General features: G+C 41.3%; 18 protein-coding genes. 11 read left to right on the top strand and 7 right to left on the bottom strand.

The features are described 5' to 3' along the window. The first annotated feature begins 225 nt into the window (after positions 1–225). The 9 genes from AC1DG9_RS06375 to AC1DG9_RS06335 all read left to right on the top strand — a co-directional run bounded on the left by AC1DG9_RS06375 (position 226) and on the right by AC1DG9_RS06335 (position 10962). Positions 226–1560 (top strand): TolC family protein, encoded by a 1335-nt coding sequence (locus AC1DG9_RS06375; protein ID WP_337717855.1) that lies wholly within the window; start codon positions 226–228, stop codon positions 1558–1560. A 3-nt stretch (positions 1561–1563) separates the two neighbouring features. Further along, on the top strand, positions 1564–2826 hold the full coding sequence (locus AC1DG9_RS06370; RefSeq protein WP_477634418.1) for an efflux RND transporter periplasmic adaptor subunit: 1263 nt from the start codon (positions 1564–1566) through the stop codon (positions 2824–2826). Continuing rightward, the gene (locus AC1DG9_RS06365; protein WP_048903561.1) at positions 2823–3569 is read left to right on the top strand and encodes an ABC transporter ATP-binding protein; all 747 of its coding nucleotides are present in this window, start codon (positions 2823–2825) and stop codon (positions 3567–3569) included. Before AC1DG9_RS06370 ends, AC1DG9_RS06365 begins: the two co-directional genes overlap by 4 nt. A 10-nt stretch (positions 3570–3579) precedes the next feature. Further along, a complete protein-coding gene (locus AC1DG9_RS06360) occupies positions 3580–4800 on the top strand; it encodes an ABC transporter permease (RefSeq protein WP_288882752.1) in 1221 nt (406 codons plus the stop codon). A gap of 115 nt (positions 4801–4915) precedes the next feature. Further along, positions 4916–7705, top strand: a complete 2790-nt coding sequence (locus AC1DG9_RS06355) for a TonB-dependent receptor (protein WP_288882750.1) — start codon at positions 4916–4918, stop codon at positions 7703–7705. Then, positions 7696–8493, top strand: a complete 798-nt coding sequence (locus AC1DG9_RS06350; RefSeq protein WP_337717857.1) for a DUF4249 domain-containing protein — start codon at positions 7696–7698, stop codon at positions 8491–8493. The genes AC1DG9_RS06355 and AC1DG9_RS06350 overlap by 10 nt, the downstream gene beginning before the upstream one ends. Continuing rightward, positions 8493–9524 carry a sensor histidine kinase gene (locus AC1DG9_RS06345; protein WP_288882748.1) on the top strand — a complete coding sequence of 344 codons (1032 nt, stop codon included), beginning with the start codon at positions 8493–8495 and terminating at the stop codon, positions 9522–9524. The genes AC1DG9_RS06350 and AC1DG9_RS06345 overlap by 1 nt, the downstream gene beginning before the upstream one ends. Then, positions 9525–10232 (top strand): LytR/AlgR family response regulator transcription factor, encoded by a 708-nt coding sequence (locus AC1DG9_RS06340; protein WP_288882746.1) that lies wholly within the window; start codon positions 9525–9527, stop codon positions 10230–10232. 16 nt (positions 10233–10248) lie between these two features. Further along, entirely contained in the window at positions 10249–10962 is a 714-nt protein-coding gene (locus AC1DG9_RS06335) for a DUF4397 domain-containing protein (RefSeq protein ID WP_477634417.1), read from the top strand. Positions 10963–11305: 343 nt separating this feature from the next. Here AC1DG9_RS06335 and AC1DG9_RS06330 read toward each other — a convergent pair whose 3' ends face one another. Together AC1DG9_RS06330 and dxs are read right to left on the bottom strand one after the other, a co-directional pair. Next, complete coding sequence (locus AC1DG9_RS06330) at positions 11306–12289, bottom strand: helix-turn-helix domain-containing protein (RefSeq protein WP_477634416.1); 984 nt, start codon at positions 12287–12289, stop codon at positions 11306–11308. Then, the gene (gene dxs, locus AC1DG9_RS06325; protein ID WP_172661960.1) at positions 12289–14217 is read right to left on the bottom strand and encodes a 1-deoxy-D-xylulose-5-phosphate synthase; all 1929 of its coding nucleotides are present in this window, start codon (positions 14215–14217) and stop codon (positions 12289–12291) included. Before dxs ends, AC1DG9_RS06330 begins: the two co-directional genes overlap by 1 nt. A 93-nt stretch (positions 14218–14310) precedes the next feature. Here dxs and glyA point away from each other — a divergent pair, with 93 nt between their 5' ends. Both glyA and AC1DG9_RS06315 read left to right on the top strand, forming a co-directional pair. Next, the gene (glyA, locus tag AC1DG9_RS06320) at positions 14311–15582 is read left to right on the top strand and encodes a serine hydroxymethyltransferase (RefSeq protein WP_172661959.1); all 1272 of its coding nucleotides are present in this window, start codon (positions 14311–14313) and stop codon (positions 15580–15582) included. Between the two features lie 19 nt (positions 15583–15601). Then, a complete protein-coding gene (locus AC1DG9_RS06315; protein WP_477634415.1) occupies positions 15602–18367 on the top strand; it encodes a PAS domain S-box protein in 2766 nt (921 codons plus the stop codon). 266 nt (positions 18368–18633) lie between these two features. Here the strand turns inward: AC1DG9_RS06315 and AC1DG9_RS06310 are convergent, their stop codons facing one another. The 5 genes from AC1DG9_RS06310 to AC1DG9_RS06290 form a co-directional block, all read right to left on the bottom strand. Continuing rightward, a complete protein-coding gene (locus AC1DG9_RS06310; RefSeq protein WP_477634414.1) occupies positions 18634–20013 on the bottom strand; it encodes a hypothetical protein in 1380 nt (459 codons plus the stop codon). 102 nt (positions 20014–20115) lie between these two features. Beyond that, positions 20116–21165, bottom strand: coding sequence for a dual-specificity RNA methyltransferase RlmN (rlmN, locus tag AC1DG9_RS06305; RefSeq protein WP_288882735.1), 1050 nt, complete (start codon positions 21163–21165; stop codon positions 20116–20118). Positions 21166–21250: 85 nt separating this feature from the next. Continuing rightward, a complete protein-coding gene (gene rluF, locus AC1DG9_RS06300) occupies positions 21251–22297 on the bottom strand; it encodes a 23S rRNA pseudouridine(2604) synthase RluF (protein WP_288882734.1) in 1047 nt (348 codons plus the stop codon). Positions 22298–22451: 154 nt separating this feature from the next. Further along, the gene (locus AC1DG9_RS06295) at positions 22452–22949 is read right to left on the bottom strand and encodes a DinB family protein (RefSeq protein ID WP_172661954.1); all 498 of its coding nucleotides are present in this window, start codon (positions 22947–22949) and stop codon (positions 22452–22454) included. Positions 22950–23034: 85 nt separating this feature from the next. Further along, a complete protein-coding gene (locus tag AC1DG9_RS06290) occupies positions 23035–23724 on the bottom strand; it encodes a helix-turn-helix transcriptional regulator (protein ID WP_172661953.1) in 690 nt (229 codons plus the stop codon). Positions 23725–23792: the final 68 nt, after the last annotated feature.

Raw genomic sequence — 23792 nt, 5'->3', positions numbered from 1 at the left:
GTAATATGCTAAGATAGGAACGGCTTTTTAGGGAAACCATTGGTTTAAAATTTAATGATTATTAAGTGTGTACAAGGTAGGGAACCTATCCAGATAAGTGCAAATGTTTCCGTCGATTCATAACAGCCCTCCGTCGATGTGTTTGATATGCCGGTCTATCGCGTTTTTTTTAGAGGCTAAATAGCTGTTGATTTGACCAGTTAATACGGTTTTTTATATAGAGATATGTCAAAATTAACAATGAAAATCCTGCTGCTTTTAGCCGTCACCTGTTTTAGCCTCCGGGGCTTTAGTCAGGATACCGCATTAAAAGTTTTGCCGCCGGTCTGGGATCTGGAAGCATGCCTGCAGTACGCAAAGACAAATAATATTCAGCTTAAGAGTTTGCAACTGGATAAGCAAAGCGCCCAGCAGGATAAGTTGCTGGCAGAATCGGCATTGCTGCCTGATCTATATGGCTCGGCTTCGCAATCCTTTAATCATTATAACATGGCTACCAATGGGAATTCCGGTGGCCTTAATTATTCAGGGTCATATGGTTTAAGCTCTTCGTGGACGCTATATAAAGGAGGCTACCTTAAAACAGACATAAAGCAAAAAGATTTGTCCGTCCAGTCGGCCAACTTCGCCATTCTGGAAAATGAAAACGACATCACCTTACAGATTACGCAGGCTTACCTGAGTATACTTGTAGATAAGGAGAGTATCATTTACAATGAGGACTTGGTAAAAACATCCCAGGCTCAGCTTGAACAGGCAAAACGCCAGTTTGCGGCAGGATCGGTGGCCCGTAAAGTTGTGGCACAGTTTGAGGCACAGCTGGCATCGGATAAATACAACCTGACGACTTCGCAGAATACCCAGCGCCAGGATAAAATATCCCTAAAGCAGTTGTTGCAGTTACCTGATGCTAAAGATTTTGATGTAGTAAAACCAGATACTGTAATTTCGACAGGAAGCATCACCGATCTGAGCACCGTACAGCAATATGCTTTGCAAAACCGCCCGGAAATAAAGAATGCAGAACTGGGTGTACAGATTTCGGACCTTGGGCTTACCAAAGCGAAAGCAGGTTATCTGCCCTCGTTAACACTGGGTGCAGGCATGGGGACAAGTTATGCGAAAGACCCAAACTACAATGCCTTTAGACAGTTTGATAATAACTTTTATCAGCAGGCGGGCTTAACCTTGTCCATCCCAATTTTTACAAAAAGGCAAAATAAAACCAATGTTGCCAAAGCAAAGATTGATATCGCGCAATCTAAACTAGCTCTGGAAAACACAAAGACCACGCTGGCCCTGAATACAGAGAAAGCCTACATCAATGCGCAGAATTCCCAGGGTCAGTTCGCATCAGCAGCAGAGCAATTGAAATTTAACCAGGAAGTGTACCGTATTGCCAATCAGGAATTAAAGATTGGGGTTGCCAATATTGTAGACTTCTACCAGCAAAGGAATTTATATGTACAGGCCATGCAATCGTACATACAAGCAAAATATAATGCAGCTCTGGCTGCAAGAATCTATGAGTTTTACTTAGGAACACCCATTAAATTATAAGTCATGAAGTCCAGAAAAATTATTCTAATCATTATCTCCATTATAGTTGTACTTGGTTTAGTATGGTACTTCTTTTTGAGGACTAAGGAACAGCCCGTAATGCTGACCAAAGAGCAGCCTTCGAGAGGTTCAATTTCAACAAGTGTAACTGCTACCGGAACGGTGCAGCCGGTGGATACCGTTACCGTAGGTACGCAGGTATCGGGAACCATTTCTGCATTATATGCCGATTTTAACTCAACCGTTAAGAAAGGACAGTTACTTGCAGAATTGGATAAGACACTGATACAGGCCACAGTTGATCAGGCGAAAGCCAGTTTGGCACAATCTCAAAGTAACCAGACCTATCAGCAGGCAAACTTTAGTCGCCAGAAGCAATTGTTTGAAACAGGATCAATCAGCAAAGCAGAATACGATCAGGCTTTAAATACCTTGCAGGTGGCAACCGCTAATGTAAGTAATGCAAAGGCACAGCTGAGATCGGCAGAAAGGAACCTTTCCTTTACACAGATCTATTCTCCAATAGATGGGGTAGTATTAGGGCGAAGCGTTAGTATAGGGCAAACCGTTGCGGCGAGCTTTAATACACCAACAATTTTTACCATTGCCAAAGACATTACGAAAATGCAGGTTCAGGCAAAGGTGGATGAGGCAKATATAGGCAATGTAGTTAAAGGTCAGCGGTCAACTTTTACCGTTGATGCCTTTATAGACGATACTTTTAACGGAACAGTAAAGGACATCAGGTTACAGCCATCCATATCAKCAAACGTAGTTACCTACGCCACACTGATTGATGCGCCAAATGATGATAAGAAACTAAAGCCCGGCATGACTGCGAACATTATAATTTACACCAAAGAGGTAAATGATGCTTTGCTGGTTTCGGCCCAGGCCTTAAAATTTAATCCGGATTCGAGTTTACTTAAAGAATATGAAATTGTGCCATTGCCAGGCAGGGGAATGGGGAGAAAAGGCGGTAAAGGCAGGATGAGAAAGGACACCAGCGCGACTAAGCAACTGAAAGCGCCAACCGGAGAAACAGAAAAGATGGAACCTTCTTTTGTGTGGGTATTACAAGGCAAAAAGCTTATTCAGAAAAGAATAAAAACCGGGTTGAATGACAATACACATGTAGAGGTACTTGAAGGGTTGAATGCAAATGATGTAGTGATCAGTGGTATGGAGGGCGGTTCGGCAGGAATGCCGGCAGCAGCAGCTTCAAGTCCATTTATGCCAAAAAGACCAGGAGGAAACAGACGATGAGCAACAAGATCCTTCAAATAGAAAATGTAAAGCGTGAGTTTAAAATGGGTACCGAAACGGTGAGGGCCTTAAAGGGGGTTTCATTTGATGTGGATTCGGGCGAGTTTTTAACCATAATGGGGAGCAGCGGGTCTGGTAAAACCACTTTGCTGAATATGCTGGGCTGTTTGGATAAGCCTACAGAGGGAACTTATATGCTCGATAATGTAAACGTAAAAGAGCTGACCAGAGACGAACTGGCAAAATTAAGGAACCATAAGATTGGCTTTGTTTTCCAGTCGTACAACTTATTGCCACGTACCTCTGCGCTTGAAAATGTGGAGCTCCCATTACTGTATAACCCCACTATTGGTACCAAAGAACGGACAGAGCGCGCTATTGCAGCCTTACAGGCGGTTAAGCTTGATGGAAGGTTTGATCATATGCCAAACCAGTTGTCGGGCGGACAGCAGCAGCGTGTTGCGATTGCTAGGGCATTGGTAAACGAGCCTGTTATGATCCTTGCGGATGAGGCTACCGGAAACCTGGATACACGAACATCTTACGAGATCATGTCGCTTATGCAGGAGCTGAATCAAAACGGTAAAACCATTGTATTCGTTACCCACGAGCCGGATATTGCTGCATTTAGTACCCGCACAGTGATGCTAAGGGACGGAAAGGTTCAAAAAGATTCGATGAATAAACACATTCGCTGGGCAAAAGAAGCTTTGGCTTCTCTGCCTGCGACAGACGATTATTAAGAAGAAAATTATGAAATTTATTAATCTCATCAGACTGGCAATTAAAGCCCTGCAACGCAATAAACTACGTGCACTGTTGACCATGCTGGGCATTATTATAGGCGTGGCATCAGTAATTACGATGATGTCTATTGGCGAAGGCTCAAAGCAAAGTATCAATGCTTCGCTGGCTAGCATGGGTTCGAATATGATTACCATTATGCCCTACAGCAATGAACCCGGTGGCGCGAGGATGATGGGCAGCAGTCTTAAAACGCTTACCATTAAGGATGTAGATGCCCTGAAAAAGAATGCTGTTAATATTGCAGAAATTTCTCCGCTGGCATCTTCAAGCGGACAATCCATTAACGGTGCGGCCAACTGGCCTACTTCTATTCAGGGAGTGAGCCCGGAATACCTGGATATCAGAAAGCTATCCGTTAAAGAAGGGATCATATTTTCCGAGCAAGACGTGAGGTCCTCGGCCAAGGTCTGTTTACTGGGCAAAACAGTGGTTGATAACCTGTTCCCCAACGGAGAAGATCCGATTGGCAAGATCATCAGGTTTGGTAAAATCCCATTCCAGGTCATAGGCGTGCTAACGCCAAAAGGTACAAGTAACTTTGGCCAGGATCAGGATGATATCATTATTGCCCCGTATACGACGGTTCAGAAAAGGATTTTATCATCCATTTATTTTGGACAGATCTATGCATCGGCAACCAGTGAAGCTGCTTCGGACGCTGCGGTTGCAGAAATAACCAGTACACTTAGAGAAACGCACCGTTTACGAGATGCTGAGGACAATGACTTTCAGGTCAGAACACAGGCGGAATTGATGACGATGATGAATTCTACAAGCAGTATGATGACTGCGCTGCTAACCGCTGTTGCCAGTATCTCGCTGGTAATTGGAGGGATAGGAATTATGAACATTATGTATGTTTCGGTTACAGAGCGTACCCGGGAAATCGGTTTAAGGATGTCGATAGGTGCAAGGGGTATAGATATTTTATTACAATTCCTGATAGAGGCTATTGTGATTAGTGTAACCGGCGGGGTAATTGGTGTGGTATTGGGCGTTTCGGCAGCCCTGATTGTTCCGGCTTCGTTGAACTGGCCGACGGTAATTTCTGAATTCTCTATTGTAATCTCCTTTTTGGTTTGTGCGATAACGGGAATTTTCTTTGGCTATTATCCGGCATTGAAGGCATCAAAATTAGATCCTATAGAAGCGTTAAGGTACGAGTAGTGATTTTTTATGAACTCAATTGTCGCAGAAAATAGAGTCTTAACCTATGAATTTAGCCCGTTGATCTCAATTAACATTTGTTAACATATGAATTTATAAAATTCGCTTCCAGAATATGAAGCGAATTTTACTGTTACTTGGATTTACAGGCGTCATGAGCATTAGTGCCTGGGCGCAGCGCCCGCTAAAAACGCAGGCCACAATTGATGGGTTTTACAGCCTGCCTATGGCAAGGATGCTGGATACCCTTTCGTTGAAATGCAAGACCAGGATCATTTATGAACCTGAGATGCTTAAAGATTATATGGTAACAGACCGTTACCTGAATGAACCGGTAAAGGATGTGCTGGGAAAGATTTGCCGGGAGAATAAATTGTATTACTGGCTGGATCCGGATCAGAACATTTACATCATCCGCAAGCCGGAAGATGTGGGCCGTTTAAAAAAGATAGCCGGTGATAAACCGGTGTTTAAAGAAGTGCCGTTAAACCAAACAGCGCTGCTGAAGGCAGAAGAAGTAGAAAGCAGTAAGATGGAACCATTTAAAATAAGAGGAAGGGTGGTAGACAATGCCAGTGGCGAATCTTTGCCTGCGGCAATTGTAAAAGTTCGTCATACGGGTATCAGTACAGCGACCAATGCCGATGGTTATTTTACACTTTTAAACGTGCCTTCGGATACCTGTGTACTAGATATAAACTATATCGGTTACCGCCCGGATGTATACGCATTAAATAAAGCGAACATTAAAGCAGAAGTTATTATAGAACTTTTTCCGGCGGTAAAATCACTAAATGAGGTAACCATAACCGATAAAAGAAGAGACAACGCGATGAGTACCGACAAGCGAAGGGTAAGTGTACTGCAGATTTCTCCGTCAAAACTTGAAGAACTCCCTAACATTGGAGAAAAGGATATCCTCAGGTCATTTCAGCTCATGCCGGGTATTAGTGCCAGTAACGAATCTTCATCGGGTGCATATGTAAGGGGAGGCACTCCTGACCAAAACCTGGTGCTTTTTGATGGTTTTACGGTTTACCAGGTTGATCACCTGTATGGATTTTTCAGTGCATTTAACAGTAATGCCGTTAAAGATGTGACTTTGTATAAGGGAGGTTTCTCCGCAAAATATGGCGGGCGATTATCAAGTGTTACCGATATAGTAGGCAAAGAAGGGAATAATAAAGAAACCAATATTGCCGGAGATCTGAGCTTACTCAGTGCGAATGTGTTTTTGGAAAAACCGATCAACAGTAAATCAACGCTGTTGCTGGCTTACAGGCACTCCTATCAGGGACCATTATATAACAAGATCTTCAATAAATTCAACAGCAGCACAACTGTTGCTTCCGGACCAGGGGGTGGACGCATGGGAGGCGGCCCCCCGGGTGGCGGAGGCGGAGGTTTTGGCGGAGGTGCTACAACTGCTACCGTACCCTCGTCGTCTTTTTATGACCTGAATGCCAAATATACCTATGCCCCGGATGACAAGAACAGGTTTTCGTGGAGTATTTACCAGGGAAATGATAACCTTGACAACAGCAGGGATGTCGCATTGCCTTCGTTCTTGTCGGGCGGTGGTAGTATCAGCTCAACCGATAAAACAACTTATGGCAACCTGGGATCGAGCTTGAAGTGGTCGAGCCGATGGAACTCCAGGTTATATTCCAATACGTTGCTCAGTTATTCGACCTATCATAGTGACAGAGACAACAGCAATACCATAACCGTTCAGGATAGCGAAGGGGTTGACCAGGAAATCTCGACAGGGACATTTGAAAAGAACAACCTTAAAGACTTTAGTTTGAAATCTGACTGGGAATGGCAGGCTGCGGGTAAATTAAAGGTGTTGTTTGGCGGATTTGCATCCAGACAAAATGTTTCTTACCAGAACAGTTTAAATGATACCAGTACCTTGATTAACCAGCATACAAAAGCGCTTACCAGTGGCGGGTATGCCGAACTGGAGATTAATCCCGTAAGTAAGTTGCAGTTGAATCCGAGTTTGCGCAGTACCTATTATGACCTTACGGGAAAAGTATATCTGGAACCCCGGTTTTCGGCAACTTATACGCTTACAGATCGCTTTACACTTAAAGGCTCAACCGGAAAATTCTATCAGTTTACAAACCGGGTAATTAAAGAAGATATTCTGGCAGGCAGCAGAGATTTCTGGGTGCTTTCTAACGGAAGTACTATTCCGGTAAGCTCTGCCCTGCATTACATAGCCGGATTTAGTTATGAAACAGACCAGTTCCTGATTGATGTAGAGGGTTATTACAAAAGCCTGGATAACCTGAGTGAATATTCGCAAAGACAAACCGGCAGGAGGATGGGGTCGGCCGGGACACTGGAAGAACATTTTTACAATGGGACCGGCTATACAAAAGGAGTTGAGTTTTTATTGCAAAAAACACACGGCAAATACACCGGCTGGCTGAGTTATACCCTCTCAAAGGCAGTAAATAATTTTGAGGTGTATGGGGGAGAGTTCCCTGCAAATCAGGACACCGGCCATGAATTTAAGCTGGTTAACGTTTATCATAACGGTAAATGGACCTTTTCTGCAACCTGGATCTATGCCACAGGAAAGCCTTATACTGCGCCCTTGACCAGCTATACGGTTAATGATTATTCCGGCAGAAGCCACACTTTCTTAACCATTAGCGAGAAAAACGGGGCCCGCATGCCGGCCTACCACAGGTTAGATGCTTCGGTTACCTATGATCTGATAAAAATTGACAGCCGTAAAACCGGGAGTATCGGGTTTTCGCTCTTCAACATCTATAACAGATCAAACATTTGGTATAAACAATACTCAATCGTAAACAATCAGGTGCTTACCTCTAATGTAAATTACCTTGGTTTCACCCCTAATATTACACTAAGCTTAAAATGGAAATAAAGATACCTACCCTACTTACCGTTGCATTAGCCGCTTTTTTTATATGCTCCTGCAAAAAGGACAGCACATTAGATGATGATTATTCCAGACCCGTGGTAGAAGGTTACCTGGTACCCGGAAAATCGGTCCTTGTGAAGGTTTATTATCAAAAATACCTTGATGATACCATCTCATTGGGTTTTCCCCTTACCGATTTAAAGCTAAAAATATCAGACGGCGCCAAAACAGTTGAACTCTCGGAGCGTACCGATGGAAACTACGTTTACAGTGATACGACTTTTATAACTGAACATAAGACCTATTCACTCAGTTTTGAGTATAACAATAAAACGATCAGCTCAGAAACTACGGTGCCTGATAAACCTACAGGCTTTGTGACTTCTGATTCGCTTCAAAAAGTACCGGTAATGGATTTTGGAACAACGCCTGCGACTTTTGTTCCGATAACCCTGAGCTGGAACAATACTACCGGCGGACATTATATGATAGTGCTGAAGAATACGGAGACCAGCAGGACAAGCACAAATCCGAGAAATAACGGGTCATACAGAGACACCGAAGTGATTCTGGGACAGGTTTCGTCCTTTCAGACCCAGCAGATGACCTTTAATTACCTGGGTAATTACCGGGTGCTGCTGTTTCATATCAATAAAGAATATAGCGATGCTTTAAATAACAATGGCGGCAGTTCATTAAACCTGACCAACCCTTATACCAACATTGTGAATGGGCTGGGCATTTTTACCTCCATGCAGGCTGACAGTTTAAAATTACGGGTGTATCAGTAATGAAGAATTCGAAATACTGGCGCTTAATAAGCGCTATGGCCCCCTTGCTCATTTGGTTGCTGGTACTGAGTTTGCCATTTCTATCGAGATTTGGAGGCGCCCCGCCAGAATTTAGAAATGACATGCTTAAAAACCTGTTCCTTTCTAATATTTTGCTCATTATCATTTTCTATGTACACAGTTTTGTGATTTATCCGATAAGAGAAAAAAAGAATGGCATGTATTTTTATGTGCTGCTGCTGGTTGTGACCTTGCTTTTGTTTATGCTGGCAAATCACTTTTTGCATCCTGAAATGCCCAGGTTTGCGGATCGGCGGATGGCCCATCCGAAACCCTTCATGAATGTATTGCCCTTCACTTTTGTGATTGTGGTTAGCTTCAGTTACCGTCTTTATATGGATAAGGTCATTCGTGATAAACATATAAAGGAACTTGAAAACATTCAACTGAAAACCGAGCTGGAATTTTTATCCTCTCAGATCAGCCCGCATTTTATGTTCAATGTGCTGAATACGCTGGTTTATATGTCGAGAAAGAAACCGGAACTGATAGAACCCTCGCTGATCAGTTTGTCGCAATTAATGCGCTATATGCTTTATGATAGTGACGAAGGCAAGATCACACTTACAGAAGAAGCAGAATACCTGAAGAACTACATCAACTTGCAATTACTAAGGTTTGGCGATGATATTCAGGTAAACCTTTACCTATCGGGGATAACTGATGAATATAGGATTGAACCGATGTTTTTAATCCCCTTTGTAGAAAATGCCTTTAAACACGGGATAGGGATGCTTCCTGATCCGATAATAGATGTTTCGATTGCCGTTGAATCCAGTAAGCTTTATATGGAAGTAATGAACGGGATTGCGCCGGTAAGAACCTGGCCATCAACATCAGATAAAAGGGATTCGGGAATTGGACTGGCCAATGTGCGCAGGCGGCTGGAGCTGATTTACCCTCAGAACCATGCATTAAAAATAGAAGAAACCGATAATACCTACGTAGCTAAACTTCAAATCAACTTATAAATGAATTGTATATTAATTGATGATGAAAGCCCGGCGCTGAAGCTGCTGGAAGATAATGTACGGCAAATACCCTATCTAAATGTGGTTGCTTCTATCCGCAGTCCGATGCAGTTATTTGATCTGATAAAGGCGCAACAGATAGACCTGCTGTTCCTGGATATTCAGATGCCGGGCATAAACGGTTTAGAGTTGTTGCGCTCGTTGAAACAACCTCCAATGGTGATTATGGTGACTGCTTATCCCGAACATGCATTAGACGGATTTAATCTGGATGTGGTGGATTATCTGGTGAAACCGGTGCAGTTTTCGAGATTTTTTAAAGCAGTTGAAAAAGCACGAGAACTTTATCAGGTGAGGCAGGTAAAGCCTAAACCGGCTCAACCGGAAAATGATCATGTATTTGTAAATGCAAATTATTCCCTTGTTAAGGTGAGGATGCAGGACATCACTTTTATTGAAGGCCTTAAAGATTATGTGCGGATCAATATACAGGATGGCAAACAGGTAATTACCAGGATGGGGCTGAAGGGGGTAGAGGAAAAGTTAAGCTCGGGAAGGTTTATGCGCATTCATAAATCATACATCATTTCTCTGGAAAAGATTGAATCTGTACAAAAGACACAGGTGATTATTGCTGGTACCGAAATACCCATTGGAGAGGGATACCGCCATACGCTGCAGGCATATGTTAATGGAAAAAATCTATAAATTTTAATAAACTCTTATGAATATTTTTAAAAATGAGACCAATAAAGGTCTGGATGTATTGTTTGTTTTTTTGATGATTACCCTGGCTATCATGTTATTCAGTTCCTGCAAAAAAGAAGCGGCAGACACCACGGGCCTTTCCTCATTAACGATTATCAATGCATCGCCTACCCTGGCTACTTATAATGCCTATCTGGATGGGACAAAAGTAATTGAGAGCGCTTTGCCATTTGGAGGTGTAATTCCATATGCTACCCTGACTGAAGGAGACCATACCCTAAAGTTTACTGCAGAAAGCGACCTAACGGCGCTGCTGAGCAAAACGATAGCAATAGAGACCAATAAGGCCTATTCTTTTTTTGTAATTAACAAAAACGAGAACATGGATGGGCTGTTGATTTCAGATACGCCTGATGCTTATTCCACTGAAAAGGCTTTTATAAGATTTGTAAACTTATCGCCCGATGCCCCTGCGCTTGATCTGTCTTTGAATAATGATACGACAAATCTGGTTACTGACAAATCTTATAAAGCGGTTAGCAGTTTTACGGAAATTACCMCGGGAACTTATTCTCTTGATACAAAGAATGCTGCTGAAGGAACAGTCATGAGCACTTTGAGCAGTACTGTTTTAACAGCGGGGCAGTACTACACAGTTATGGCGATAGGATTGGTACAACCGAATGATGTAGGGGAATCATTTAAATTGCAAATATACATCCACAAATAAGACGTACTATTTTTCGTTTTTGCCAACCATGTAAACCTTACGGCCACATGATCCGCATGCGTATCTTTTCAGGTCAAGCCAAAATAAAAATGATTTAACTAAAGTGCCTCTTTTAACTCTCGAATCTAAGTCTCCTTGTTTGCAATAGGGGCATTTTTTGTAGGTTTTGTTGGCATTTAACCAGGTGATTTCTGAGGTTTCCATTTCTTGGACGCAATAAAATTATCGTTGAACTTAATTATTCGGTATAAATAAGTTTATTTATTATTAACAAATATAATCAATAGGTTATCGGTGGGCAAGGAAAGGAAAGAGAATTAAGTCCTGATTTATAATGCAGGACTTAATTTTGTCGGGACTTGGCATACTCAGAAGGCGTCATACCGGTATGTGACTTAAACTCAGCGAAAAAGGCACTTCTTGAGGAGAAGCCACCTTCTTTTCCTAAAGCCTCTATGGTAAGGTGTTGCCATGCAGAGGTGTTTTGCAACTTGCTTCTGACATAATCAACCCTGTAGTGATTTACAAAGGCAGTKAAACTCTTTTTGTAATGAAAATTTAATACATGTGAGAGCTGATGGGTGGGTACCCTTAGGTCGGCTGCCATCTTGGGCAGGGTTAAACCATGCTGTTTAAATGCCTCCTGATCCCTCATGTAATCTTCAATTAACTCAAAATAAGTTTGTACTGAAGCCTCATTTGGCTGTTTCGCCTTTTTCAAAATCTTATGGAGTGTTTCGGGCTTTATATCCAGCAGATCAGCAATATATTGAGGGGGAATTCTCTGTATATTATGATTTGTTGTGCTGAGGTAGAATTCATATTTCTCCTGGGCTGACCCCATTCTTACCAGATTGGACCGCTGGTGTGCAGATTTGTAAAAGGATTCGACTATTTTTCTGATGATGATGTTCAGCTCAAATGAGGTTTGAAGCCACTGCAGCAGGTTATGTATGGGCAAGCCGATGAGATGAGAATCCTCTACAGCGTAAATACTTTCGCCGGAGGGCCCGTCGCCGTACATTCCTTTTATAGCTGAAACAGATTCACCCTCCAGGCAGATATAAGTAGTAAGTTTTTTATTTTTAAGTGTGGTATAACCAACTACCAAACCTTTAATGATGAGATATAAGTATTCGCTCGTTTCGCCCTGCTTAAGCAGGTATTCATTTTTTTTAGCCCGTACATCAAACAAACATGCTTTAATTTCGTTTTCGAGTGCTTTGGGAAGTGGGTGATAGGAAGAAAGATGATTGATGACCAGATCCATTAACTCTGGATCTGGCTTTACAAATGGTTGATGCCTTAACGCTGAGGCATTTGGCATTAGGAGGCCATTGTTTTTGTAGTTCTGCTTACGGCAATCTTTTTTACGGTATTAATAATTGCTGCTGTGTCATAACCACATAAAGCCCATAATTCGGCCTGCTCACCATGTTCAATAAAGTCATCAGGAATACCTAAACGGATTACCTGAGCATTGTAGGCATTGTCGGCCATGAATTCMAGTATTGCACTCCCCACGCCACCTTGCACACACCCATCTTCAATTGTTATGATGTGTTTGTATCTTTTAAATACATCATGAAGCATGGCCTGGTCTAAAGGTTTGGCAAAGCGAAGGTCGTAATGTGCAGGATGTATACCTTCACTATTCAATTCTTTGCATGCATCTACCGCAAAGTTACCCACGTGACCAATGGTAAGTATGGCGACATCTTCGCCGTCACAGATTTTTCTGCCTTTTCCTACTTCTAATGCTTTTAGCGGACGTTTCCAGTCGACAATAACGCCGTTTCCTCTGGGATAACGTATGGAAAAAGGCCCCATATTGTCTTGCTGTGCGGTATACATTAAATTACGTAGTTCTTCCTCGTTCATTGGGGCAGCAACCGTCATGTGAGGAATAGAACGCATATAGGCCAGATCATAAGCACCATGGTGTGTGGCACCATCGGCACCTGCCAAACCTGCGCGATCCAGACAAAAAATAACATTTAAGTTTTGTATTGCAACATCATGAATGACTTGATCATAAGCTCTTTGCATAAAGCTTGAGTAGATGTTACAAAATGGAATAAGCCCCTGAGTGGCCAATCCTGCGGAAAAAGTAACGGCATGCTGTTCTGCAATACCCACATCAAACGCACGGGCAGGCATTGCCTTCATCATGATGTTCATTGAAGATCCGGATGGCATAGCGGGAGTTACACCTACAATTTTTTTATTGGCTTCAGCCAGCTCAACCAAAGTATGGCCAAAAACATCCTGATATTTTGGAGGYTGTGGTTTATCAGGAACAGATTTTTTTATCTCTCCGGTAATTTTATCGAAAAGGCCAGGTGCATGCCACTTTGTTTGATCTTTCTCTGCCAGGGCAAAGCCTTTTCCTTTTACGGTTACACAATGTAAAAGCTTAGGGCCGGGGATCTCTTTTAAATCTTTAATGACCTGGGTTAGGCGGACCACATCGTGACCATCAACCGGGCCGAAATATCTGAAGTTCAGCGCTTCGAACAAATTACTTTGTTTAAGCAGCGTACCTTTTATACTTTTCTCAATTTTCTTGACAAACTTATGCGCATTAGGTCCAAGCTCAGAAAGCTTAATAAGCACATTAGAAATGTCATCGCGGAAGCGGTTGTAAGATTTTGAGGTAGTAATGTTTGTTAAATATTCTTTTAGTGCACCAACGTTAGGATCGATAGACATGCAGTTGTCGTTCAGTATCACTAACAGGTTTGAATTTTCAATACCGGCATGATTTAATCCTTCGAATGCCAATCCGGCGGTCATGGCACCATCTCCAATCACTGCAACGTGCTGACGATCGGTTTCTCCTTTATAGTGCGAAGCTACGGCCATGCCCAAAGCTGCTGAGATGGATGTAGAAGAGTGGCCTACACCAAAAGTATCATATTCGCTTTCACTGATTTTTGGGAAGCCGCTAATGCCGTTTAATATCCGGTTGGTATGAAAAACTGACCTGCGTCCGGTAAGAATTTTGTGTCCGTAAGCCTGATGTCCAACGTCCCAGACTAATTTATCGTATGGGGTGTTTAATGCGTAATGTAAGGCTACTGTAAGCTCAACAACGCCAAGACTGGCACCAAAATGTCCACCATTTACACTAACCACATCTATAATATATTGACGAAGTTCCTTGCAAATTTGTTCAAGGTCTTGTTCCTTATACTGCTTTAAATCAGTAGGATAGTTTATGTTGGGTAGTAATGGACCGTTAATATCTTCCATGCAGGGGTTTTATCAATAGAAATACAAAGTAAGGTATTTTGTTATCAAAGTAAGAAGGAAAATTGCTAATTTTACAAAAATATACTTCGATAAATGACTAGAGATACTTTAATTTTTGATTTGATTGACAGGGAATTGGACCGTCAGGAAAATGGACTTGAACTGATAGCTTCAGAAAATTTTGTAAGCAAACAGGTAATGGAAGCCGCTGGTTCTTGTTTAACAAATAAATATGCTGAAGGCCTTCCGGGCAAAAGATATTATGGTGGATGCCAGGTAGTAGATGAGGTGGAAACCATTGCTATTGAACGCGCAAAGAAACTTTTTGGTGCGGAATGGGTGAATGTACAACCACATTCTGGTGCACAGGCAAACGCTGCTGTAATGCTTGCGGTAATTCAACCCGGAGATAAGATTTTAGGATTTGATCTTTCTCATGGTGGTCACTTAACTCATGGTTCTCCGGTTAACTTTTCAGGAAAATTGTATCATCCGTTATTTTACGGAGTTAAAAAAGAAGATGGTTTAATTGATTATGCTAAACTTGAAGAATTAGCTTTAGCTGAACGTCCAAAATTAATCATTGTTGGTGCTTCTGCTTATTCAAGAGAGTGGGATTATGCTTTTGTACGCAGTGTAGCTGATAAAATTGGCGCATTGGTAATGGCAGATATTTCTCATCCGGCAGGTCTTATTGCCCGCGGATTATTAACCAACCCGCTTCCTCATTGCCATATCGTTACCACAACTACACATAAAACATTACGTGGCCCACGTGGCGGTATGATTATGATGGGTAAGGATTTTGAAAACCCATTTGGTTTAAAAACACCTAAAGGCGAAATCAGAATGATGTCGTCAGTATTAGATATGGCTGTTTTCCCGGGTACACAAGGTGGTCCTTTAGAGCACATTATCGCTGCAAAAGCAATTGCTTTTGGTGAAGCTTTGAGTGACGATTATTTAGCCTACGTTAAACAAGTACAGGCAAATGCACAGGCAATGGCAAAAGCATTTGTATCAAGAGGTTACGGAATTATTTCTGGTGGAACTGATAACCACCTGATGCTGATTGATTTAAGAAATAAAAATATCACAGGGAAGCTTGCTGAAAATGCGCTTGAAAAAGCCGACATTACGGTAAATAAAAATATGGTTCCTTTTGATGATAAATCTCCATTTGTTACTTCGGGTATACGCGTAGGAACTGCTGCTATAACTACAAGAGGATTTAAAGAAAAAGAAATGGAACTTATTGTTGATCTGATTGACCAGGTAATTACCAACGCTGAGGACGAAAATAACCTTAAGCAGGTAAAACAGAAGGTAATTGAATTGGTAAGTAAGTTCCCCCTATATAAATAGAAAGGGAGTTGTAAATTAAATGTTATCGAAGAGCCGGGATTCGTCTGCCAGTGAAAGCGAGCGTATTAAAGTATTGCATGAGTATAATATTTTGGACACCCCTTCAGAGGAGAAGTTCGACAATATTACCAAGCTTGCTACTTTAATATGTAATGCACCTATTGCGGTTATTGTTCTGGTTGATGAAAGCCGGCTCTTTTTGAAATCCTTTATCGGTATCGGCAATGGAGACGTTTCAAAGGAGGTGTCTTTTAGTGCAGAAACCATTAAAGGAAATGAGATACTTGAAATACAGGATACTTTAACCGATAAAAGATTTAAAGATCATCCTATGGTTACCGGTAAACCCGGTGTCCGTTTCTATGCAGGCGCACCACTTCTGGATGAAAATGGTTTTAAAATAGGTGTTATTGCAGTGTTTGATGTAGTCTCACGATGCTTAACCAATGACCAGAAAGATGGTTTGGTAACACTTGCCAATGAAACCATTACCCATATTACTTTAAGAAAAAAAACAATAGAGCTGGAAGCCAAAACCAATCGTTTTGAGGAACTGCTAAATCTTTCGACAGTTTCGCCAGAGATTCATTGTATTTTAGATTACTCAGGTAAAATCCTGTTTATAAATGATGCGGTAACCAGTATACTTGGTTATACGGTTCCCGAATCTATAGGACTAAGTATTTGGAAGTTTTGCAATAAAGAAGACATCAGCAGGTTGGTRGAAATTATTGAAGAAGGACTAAAGAAAAAGGTTAAAGAATTCAATGTAGAATTCAGGGTAAAGAGCAAGCATGGCCAGTTGCGTTGGCTGAGCTGGAATATGGTGGCCCGCCAGGGACGCTGGTATACCTATGGAAGAGACATCACCGAAAATAAACGGGTAGAGAGTGAGTTGGTAAGGCTGTCTTTTGTAGCCAGTAAGATCAATAATGCGGTGGTGATCAGCGATGCCAATAACCATGTAACCTGGGTGAACGATGCCTTTGAAAAGATCACGGGATTTACCATCAATGATTTGAAGGGGAAGCGCCTGGGTGATTTGATCATTGGCCCCAAAACGGATTTGGAGCTATTGAAAAAAGCAAGGCTCCTGATCAAACAAAACAGGTCTTTTACGGTAGACCTCCTTTCGTATAGGAAAGACGGACAACCCATTTGGTTGTCTATTTACAATACAGTGGTGCTGGATGATAAAGGAAAGGTTGATATGGAGGTGGAGATCATTATAGACATTACTGAAAAGAAAAAGGCAGAAGAAGAACTGCAGGTACTGTCTTTGGTAGCCAGTAAAACCAATACTGGAGTTAACATCTCAGATGCCGAAGGCAAAACGACCTGGATAAACCAATCCCTTAAAAAGTTAACCGGTTATTCTTTGGCCGAGCTGAAGGGCAAGGAACTGGGCGATGTGCTTTCTAAAGACGAAGCGCATAAAGAGCTGATCTTAAGCTCCCGGGCAAAGTCACTGAAAAATGAATCTTATGAGATAGAGGTACAAGCCAAAACCAAGGACAGCCAATCTATCTGGCTTTCGGTTTCCAATACCCCAATTATAAATGATAAGGGTTCGCTTGAACGTCAGATTGATCTGATCTCGGATATCACTCAGCGTAAGCAAATAGAGCATGAGTTGCTCGAGGCTAAAGAGCAGGCGTTGCAGCTGAGTGAGGCGAAGGAGATGTTCCTTTCTGTAATGAGCCACGAGATCAGGACCCCATTAAATGCAGTTATTGGGATGACCCATTTGCTGATAGATAATGATCCTAAGGCATCGCAGCTGGAAGATCTGAATGTGCTTAAATTTTCTGCGGAAAACCTTTTGCATATTATTAACGACATCCTGGATTTTACAAAAATAGAAACCGGTAATCTGGAACTGGAAGCTATACCATTAGACATTAAAAGCCTGGCCTGCGATATTGTGAACTCCTTACAAATTAATGCCGCGCAAAAAGGGGACAAGCTGACATTGGCATGTGATGATCAGATTCCGGTGAATATTCTTGGGGATAAGACCAGATTGTATCAGATCCTGATGAACTTACTTGGAAACGCAATTAAGTTCACAGATTATGGGACGATAGAATTAAAGATTGAGCTTGTCAGCGAAAATGAAGAAGCTGTGGTGATGCGCTTTGTGGTAAAGGATAATGGTATTGGAATTCCTGAGGATAAACAATCATACATTTTTGAAACATTTACTCAGGCTAAAACTGATATATCACGGAAGTATGGAGGCACAGGTCTTGGTTTGGYCATTACCAAAAAGCTGCTAAAGTTATATAAGTCGGACATTAAAGTAAAAAGCAAGGAAGGAAAAGGGACCGAATTCTCTTTCGATATTCAATTTAGCAAAGCGACACAAAAGACCGGACTTGTTAAATCAGTAGAACCGCCGGCCTCATTTATTGGAAAAAGGATATTGGTTGTTGATGATAATGAAATTAATATTCTGATTGCAAACCGCATACTTAGTAAATGGGGATTTGACCTTGAATTTGCCAGAAATGGTAGGGAAGCCATTGAGAAGGTAATGACAAAAACCTTTGACCTTATTTTTATGGATATTCAAATGCCAGGTATTGATRGGTTTGAGACCACAAGTATTATAAGGGAGCTGGATGATGAGTATTTTAAAACCATTCCTATAATTGCGCTTACTGCATCTACACTTCAGGATGAAAATAGCAAGTTCAAAGCTTGCGGGATGAATGGGCATATATTGAAGCCATTTAAGCCGGAAGAAATAAAGAATATTATCGCTATAAACTTCTCTAAGTAGTAAAATTGAATTGGATTTGCTGTAAAAGATAAAGGGCCGATAGTCCATTTGCATGGAATTATCGACCCTTAAATTAACGCTCTCGTAACAAAGGAACGAATTATTTCTTAATTGCCAAAAAATAAAAGACTTATTTGACAATAAAAAGTGAAAAAAGTAAAGGGCCGGTATTTCTATTAAGAATACCGACCCTTACCATCTAAATTAACGCTCTCATTAACATAAACGACCTTATCTTGAAATTGTTATAATTGAGGTGTTTTTTTTTAATTATGCTGGTAGCACCCGAGTTCTGAAGGGAATGTTCTGGGCCCGTTATTAAGGTCTTTGTTTAAGAAAAGATTAAAAGCAGGGTCGGCACTTAAATCGCGGCCTTTATGTAATACAGCGCTATTGTTCTGAAGCAGAAAATTGTATTTGATGKGATCTATAAAACCGGGATCAATATTTAACAGATTAAAACTGCCCTCATAGGTTTTTAGCATCGTTTTAATCGCGTTGTTGCTCAGTTCCGTTTCGATAGCTGCAGTGCTTTTTTTATCAACAAGAAACTCTTCAGTTAAGCTTCCCCAAATGATATTATTGACCAGCAGGATTTTTAAATTTTTTGAGGGATATCCGCTCCCTGCATCAGAGAAATACAGACATGGTGTTCTGCGCGATAACTTTGTATTGTAGCCGGCAAATGTATTTTGCTTGAGGTTATATCTTCCTCCGGAAACACCATACAAAAGATATTGACCGGCATTGTAAAACAGATTGTTAAATGCATCCAATTCAGCATTGTAGCCTGCAAGACCGGCAATGGTCATGTTCTTTATGATGCTATTGGTAAGTACTAGTTTGGGTGTGTTATTTGTGGAAAGAGAATCGACAGTGACGCCTATTACTGCATTTTTGATCTGGGTGTAATGGAGTTTTGAATTGGAACTGCTGCTATAAAAATGGATACCATGCCATTGTCCGGGTTCCTCGGCATACATGCCTTCCATTCGGTCTCCCGAAAATAAAACGGGATTGGTGGCTGTGCCGGTCGCTAACAGTTTTCCTTTAATATTCATTCCTGAATTTTCATGAAAAAGCACTTTGGTGCCGGGGAGGATTGTTAGTGTAGTTTGTGGGGCAACCGTTACAGATTTGTAGATGATATAAGGCAGCGCACTATTCCAAGTGGTGTTTGACGTGATGGTTTGGTTGTTTAAAAAAACGGCATTTTGTCCGTAAGCTATAAGTGCAACAGATTGCCGGTTCCCATTTGTATTGAACACAATGGAATCCTGCGCAATAAATGGTTCTGTTTGGTTGTTTGCATCAATGGTAGCCTTTACGTAGATACTGATAGAATCTTTACCGTCAATTTGAAGGTTGGATTTCTGGTTAACAGATTGTCCGTTTATGATGAGGCTAAAATTAGAGCCGGCACCACCACCGAGTTTGATTTCACTGATGTTAACCGTTTTTACATTTGGGTTATAAACCCTAATCCGTTTATTGGTAGATCCTGCAGCAGTAAATACCGTATCGAAGAGGAGGGTGTCGGTAGAAAAAGAGAGCTTTGCTTTAGCATCCGTAGTTATTCCTTCGGATTTACGGCAGGCCGTAAATGCCAGGAAAAGGAACGCAAAAAACAGATGAGACAAACGCATTTAACAAACTTAGATAAATTTATTATGCAAAGACAGCGATGTTTAATTAAGTTCATTCGCTAGTTTTTCCCTTTTTAGGATTTAAGTGGCTGGACCTGATGATTAATTTTGCTGTTTTACGGCGAGCTGACCACAAGCCGCATCAATATCTTTACCGCGGCTGCGTCGGATATTTGTGGTGATGCCCTGGCTTTTCAGGTAATTAGAGAACGCATCGATTTTATCGCCTTCAGCATTCACAAAATCAGCAAACTGAATCGGATTGTATTCAATCAGGTTAACCTTGCAGGGAACATGTTTGCAGAACTTTGCAAGTTCCATGGCATCTTCAATTTCATCATTGAAGTGATTAAACACAATGTATTCGTAGGTTACTGCGTTTTTGGTTTTGGAATAATAGTATTTTAATGCTTCTTCAAGCGCTTTTAGGGTATTGTGCTCATTGATAGGCATAATCTCATTGCGCTTTTTATCATTGGCAGCATGTAATGACAGGGCAAGATTGAATTTAACGCCATCATCACCCAATTTTTTTATCATTTTAGAGATGCCTGCTGTAGACACGGTGATTCGCTTGTACGACATATTTAAGCCATCGGGAGCGGTGATCCGCTCTATCGACTTTAATACATTGGCATAATTAAGCAGGGGCTCACCCATACCCATGTAAACGATATTTGTCAATGGGGCATTGTAATTTTGCTTAGCCTGCTGGTCAATTAATACTACCTGGTCATAAATCTCATCAGCATTGAGGTTACGTTTACGATCCATATAGCCTGTTGCACAGAATTTACAGGTTAAGCTGCAGCCAACCTGAGAGCTTACACAAGCGGTCATGCGGTCGTCCATTGGAATTAAAACACCTTCTACAATGTTGCCGTCATATAGCCTGAATGTATTTTTGATGGTATGGTCATTACTGAATTGAGAGTTGTTAACCTCCACTACGTTGATGGCATAATTTTCATCAAGCTTAATTCTAAGCTCTTTGGAAAGATTACTCATCTCTGCAAATGTGCGTGCTGATTTTTCCCAAAGCCATTGGTAAACCTGTTTGGCCCTGTAAGAAGGTTCTTTCATGGCGGTAAAGTGCTGTTGCAGCTGCGCCAGGTTTAATGAACGTATATCAGTTTTCTTTGTAGTAAGCATTTGGTTGCAAAGCTACCTAAAAAATATTCTTTCCCCGTCATTGATAATTCATTTCAACGCGGAGGGTAGCTGAAACCAGCAACTATTAGCGTTTGGGACTTCTGGTTTTTGCAGCCGGGGCACCGGATCTGCCTTTTGTTGGTCTTACCGGTCTTTTGCTTGGTCCGTTGTTTTTGTTCCAGTCAGTACTTGAAGCAGCGGATTTGAAACCTCCGGCAGATTTTGGTGCTGATTTACCTTTGCCACCAGCGGGACGATCTGCTCTGCTTACCGTACCTGACGATGCCTTGCTATTAGGTTTTTTAGGGCCTCCAGGTTTGCCTGAAGATTTTCTTGGAGTTACATTTTCGGATAAATCTTCTTCTGCCCTGGCTTTAGGTTTTTTATTTACTCTTTTAGGAGCGGCACTTTCGGAACTTGATTTTGCAACCATGTTAAATATCTCAGTCTGCTCTGCTGGGGTGAGCTCGCGCCATTCGCCAACAGGAATGCCTTTTATACTGATGTTCATGATCCTAACACGTTCCAGCTTGGTTACTTCAAAACCAAAATGCTCGCACATCCGTCTGATTTGTCGGTTTAGCCCTTGAATCAGTATGATCTTAAATACAAAAGGACTTTCCTGAGTTACTTTACATTTTTTGGTCATTACGCCCAATACCGGTACACCTTTGGCCATGCCGGTTAAAAATGATTCAGTAATAGGTTTATTTACAGTAACTATGTATTCTTTTTCGTGATTGTTACCTGCTCTGAGTATTTTGTTTACCAGGTCGCCGTTATTGGTAAGGAAGATTAAGCCTTGAGAGTCTTTATCCAGACGCCCGATCGGGAATACCCTTTCACTATGATTTACATGGTCAACAATATTGCTTTTCACACCAGCCTCAGTAGTACTGGTAATGCCAACAGGTTTGTTGTAAGCAATAAGAACAGAGTTCTCGACCTCTTTAGGTTCAATAGTCTGTCCGTTAACCGTAACAATGTCTCCAAAGATGACCTTGTCGCCAACCTTAGCCCGTTTGCTGTTGATAAATACATTGCCTTGCTCAATATATCTGTCGGCCGCTCTACGGGAGCATAAACCGCTTTCACTAATGTATTTATTTAATCGGATGCTAGAATCAGACATGGATATTGGAGTTATAAATTGATTTCTTTTTTACAAAGGAATCAATTTATAACCAAATATGCTATCAAAATATTTTTAAGCAACTTATTTTAGGAAGAAAAGCATGGTCATTCTGATCACAAAATGACCCCATTTTAAAATAAAGCAAATCATTTTAAAAATCCATTTCATCAGCACTGGGACCAAAACTTCCTGGAATTGGGATGTTAAGAAGCCTTAAAAACACCCCTAGTTGAGCCCTATGGTGGATAATTTGATTAATACTCATTCGGATTACATCTGCTTTAGGTTCAACACTATAAATCTGTTGTCCATTTCTTAAGGTCCAGTCCTTATCTAAAAGACTTTCGTTTTCTTCTTTAAGCTCAGATCTGCCATCGGCCAGTGAACTTTCAAAATAAGCCAGTAATTCTTCAGTAGTATTTACATCAGCAGGTTGATAAGGGTTATCGGCGAAGTCAAGCTCGTCGGTTTTGATGGCCATTGTAATCCAGGTTGGCAGTTCCGCAATGTGAGTGGCCAGTCGCTTAATGGTCATGCTTTTTTCATGTGGCTGCCATTCAAACTTATCAGTTGGCACTCTTTGCAACATTTTGCGCGTGGTTAAAGCCTCTTGTTCCAGTTCCTTTAAATACATTTTAATTCTGCTCATAACTTTGTTTTTTGTTTTGTAGAAMAAAGTAAATGAGGGCAACTGACAACCCTATGGCAGTCTGTTTTGAGAAAGAAAATTTATTTTAATAATTGACTGGAAGGAGCTTCATATACTCACTTAATTGCATGTGCTCGGTTTTTCGGAATGGGATTTCTAAATTTTTTACGGACTCAATTCGGGATACCTTGAAATCACGGTATTCGCAGCGGAGGTGGCACCATGCGATTAAATGCCAGCTGAATGCATAAAATATGAGTCCAATTGGTTCCAGCTCCCTTTTAGTGGTTTGCACTTTGTTGTTTGTATATGCAATTTCTATGATGCACTGCGAGGAAATGGCGTTTTGTAAGGCCGAAAGGTATTCAAATTCATTTTTTATTGAATCGGGCAGTTGCAGTATCATGTTGTTGTTCAGCAGTTCCAGTTTCTCTTTCTGATTGCTGCGCAATACCGCTTTGACCTTATTTAAGGCAGTGGTATAATGTTTAAGAATAGATTGATCGGTGAAGCCGGAAACCAGACGTTCCATAATTAATAAAGCATTGGCTTCTTCAGAATTAAACGATACGGGTGGGAGAAAGTATCCCTGGACAATGAAGTAGCCTTTTGGCTGCTCGAAGCTAATTGGAATTCCCTGTTCAGTAAGTGCTTTAATGTCGCGATAAACGGTACGGATGCTGATCTCAAATTGATCCGAAATTTTGTCGGCTGTAACATATTTTTTTGTCTGAAGTAGGACAAGTATTCCAAAAAGTCTGTCTATCCGATTCATTTATAGGCTTGTTGATGTTTTGCAAATTGATATAAAATAGCTTTAGCGGGTACTAATTTATAGATTTC

This window comes from Pedobacter sp. 05L430 (assembly GCF_056397585.1).
Note: the sequence above shows the minus strand (reverse complement) of the source record. Positions and strands in the feature narration are given on the sequence as shown.

Excerpts from the sequence above, each read along its gene's own strand:
- AC1DG9_RS06375 (WP_337717855.1), top strand. The coding sequence starts at position 226 with ATGTCAAAATTAACAATGAAAATCCTGCTGCTTTTAGCCGTCACCTGT.
- AC1DG9_RS06365 (WP_048903561.1), top strand. The coding sequence starts at position 2,823 with ATGAGCAACAAGATCCTTCAAATAGAAAATGTAAAGCGTGAGTTTAAA.
- rluF (WP_288882734.1), bottom strand. The coding sequence starts at position 22,297 with ATGTCTGATTCTAGCATCCGATTAAATAAATACATTAGTGAAAGCGGT.
- AC1DG9_RS06295 (WP_172661954.1), bottom strand. The coding sequence starts at position 22,949 with ATGAGCAGAATTAAAATGTATTTAAAGGAACTGGAACAAGAGGCTTTA.
- AC1DG9_RS06290 (WP_172661953.1), bottom strand. The coding sequence starts at position 23,724 with ATGAATCGGATAGACAGACTTTTTGGAATACTTGTCCTACTTCAGACA.
- rlmN (WP_288882735.1), bottom strand. The coding sequence starts at position 21,165 with ATGCTTACTACAAAGAAAACTGATATACGTTCATTAAACCTGGCGCAG.
- AC1DG9_RS06360 (WP_288882752.1), top strand. The coding sequence starts at position 3,580 with ATGAAATTTATTAATCTCATCAGACTGGCAATTAAAGCCCTGCAACGC.
- AC1DG9_RS06355 (WP_288882750.1), top strand. The coding sequence starts at position 4,916 with ATGAAGCGAATTTTACTGTTACTTGGATTTACAGGCGTCATGAGCATT.
- AC1DG9_RS06350 (WP_337717857.1), top strand. The coding sequence starts at position 7,696 with ATGGAAATAAAGATACCTACCCTACTTACCGTTGCATTAGCCGCTTTT.
- AC1DG9_RS06345 (WP_288882748.1), top strand. The coding sequence starts at position 8,493 with ATGAAGAATTCGAAATACTGGCGCTTAATAAGCGCTATGGCCCCCTTG.
- glyA (WP_172661959.1), top strand. The coding sequence starts at position 14,311 with ATGACTAGAGATACTTTAATTTTTGATTTGATTGACAGGGAATTGGAC.
- AC1DG9_RS06340 (WP_288882746.1), top strand. The coding sequence starts at position 9,525 with ATGAATTGTATATTAATTGATGATGAAAGCCCGGCGCTGAAGCTGCTG.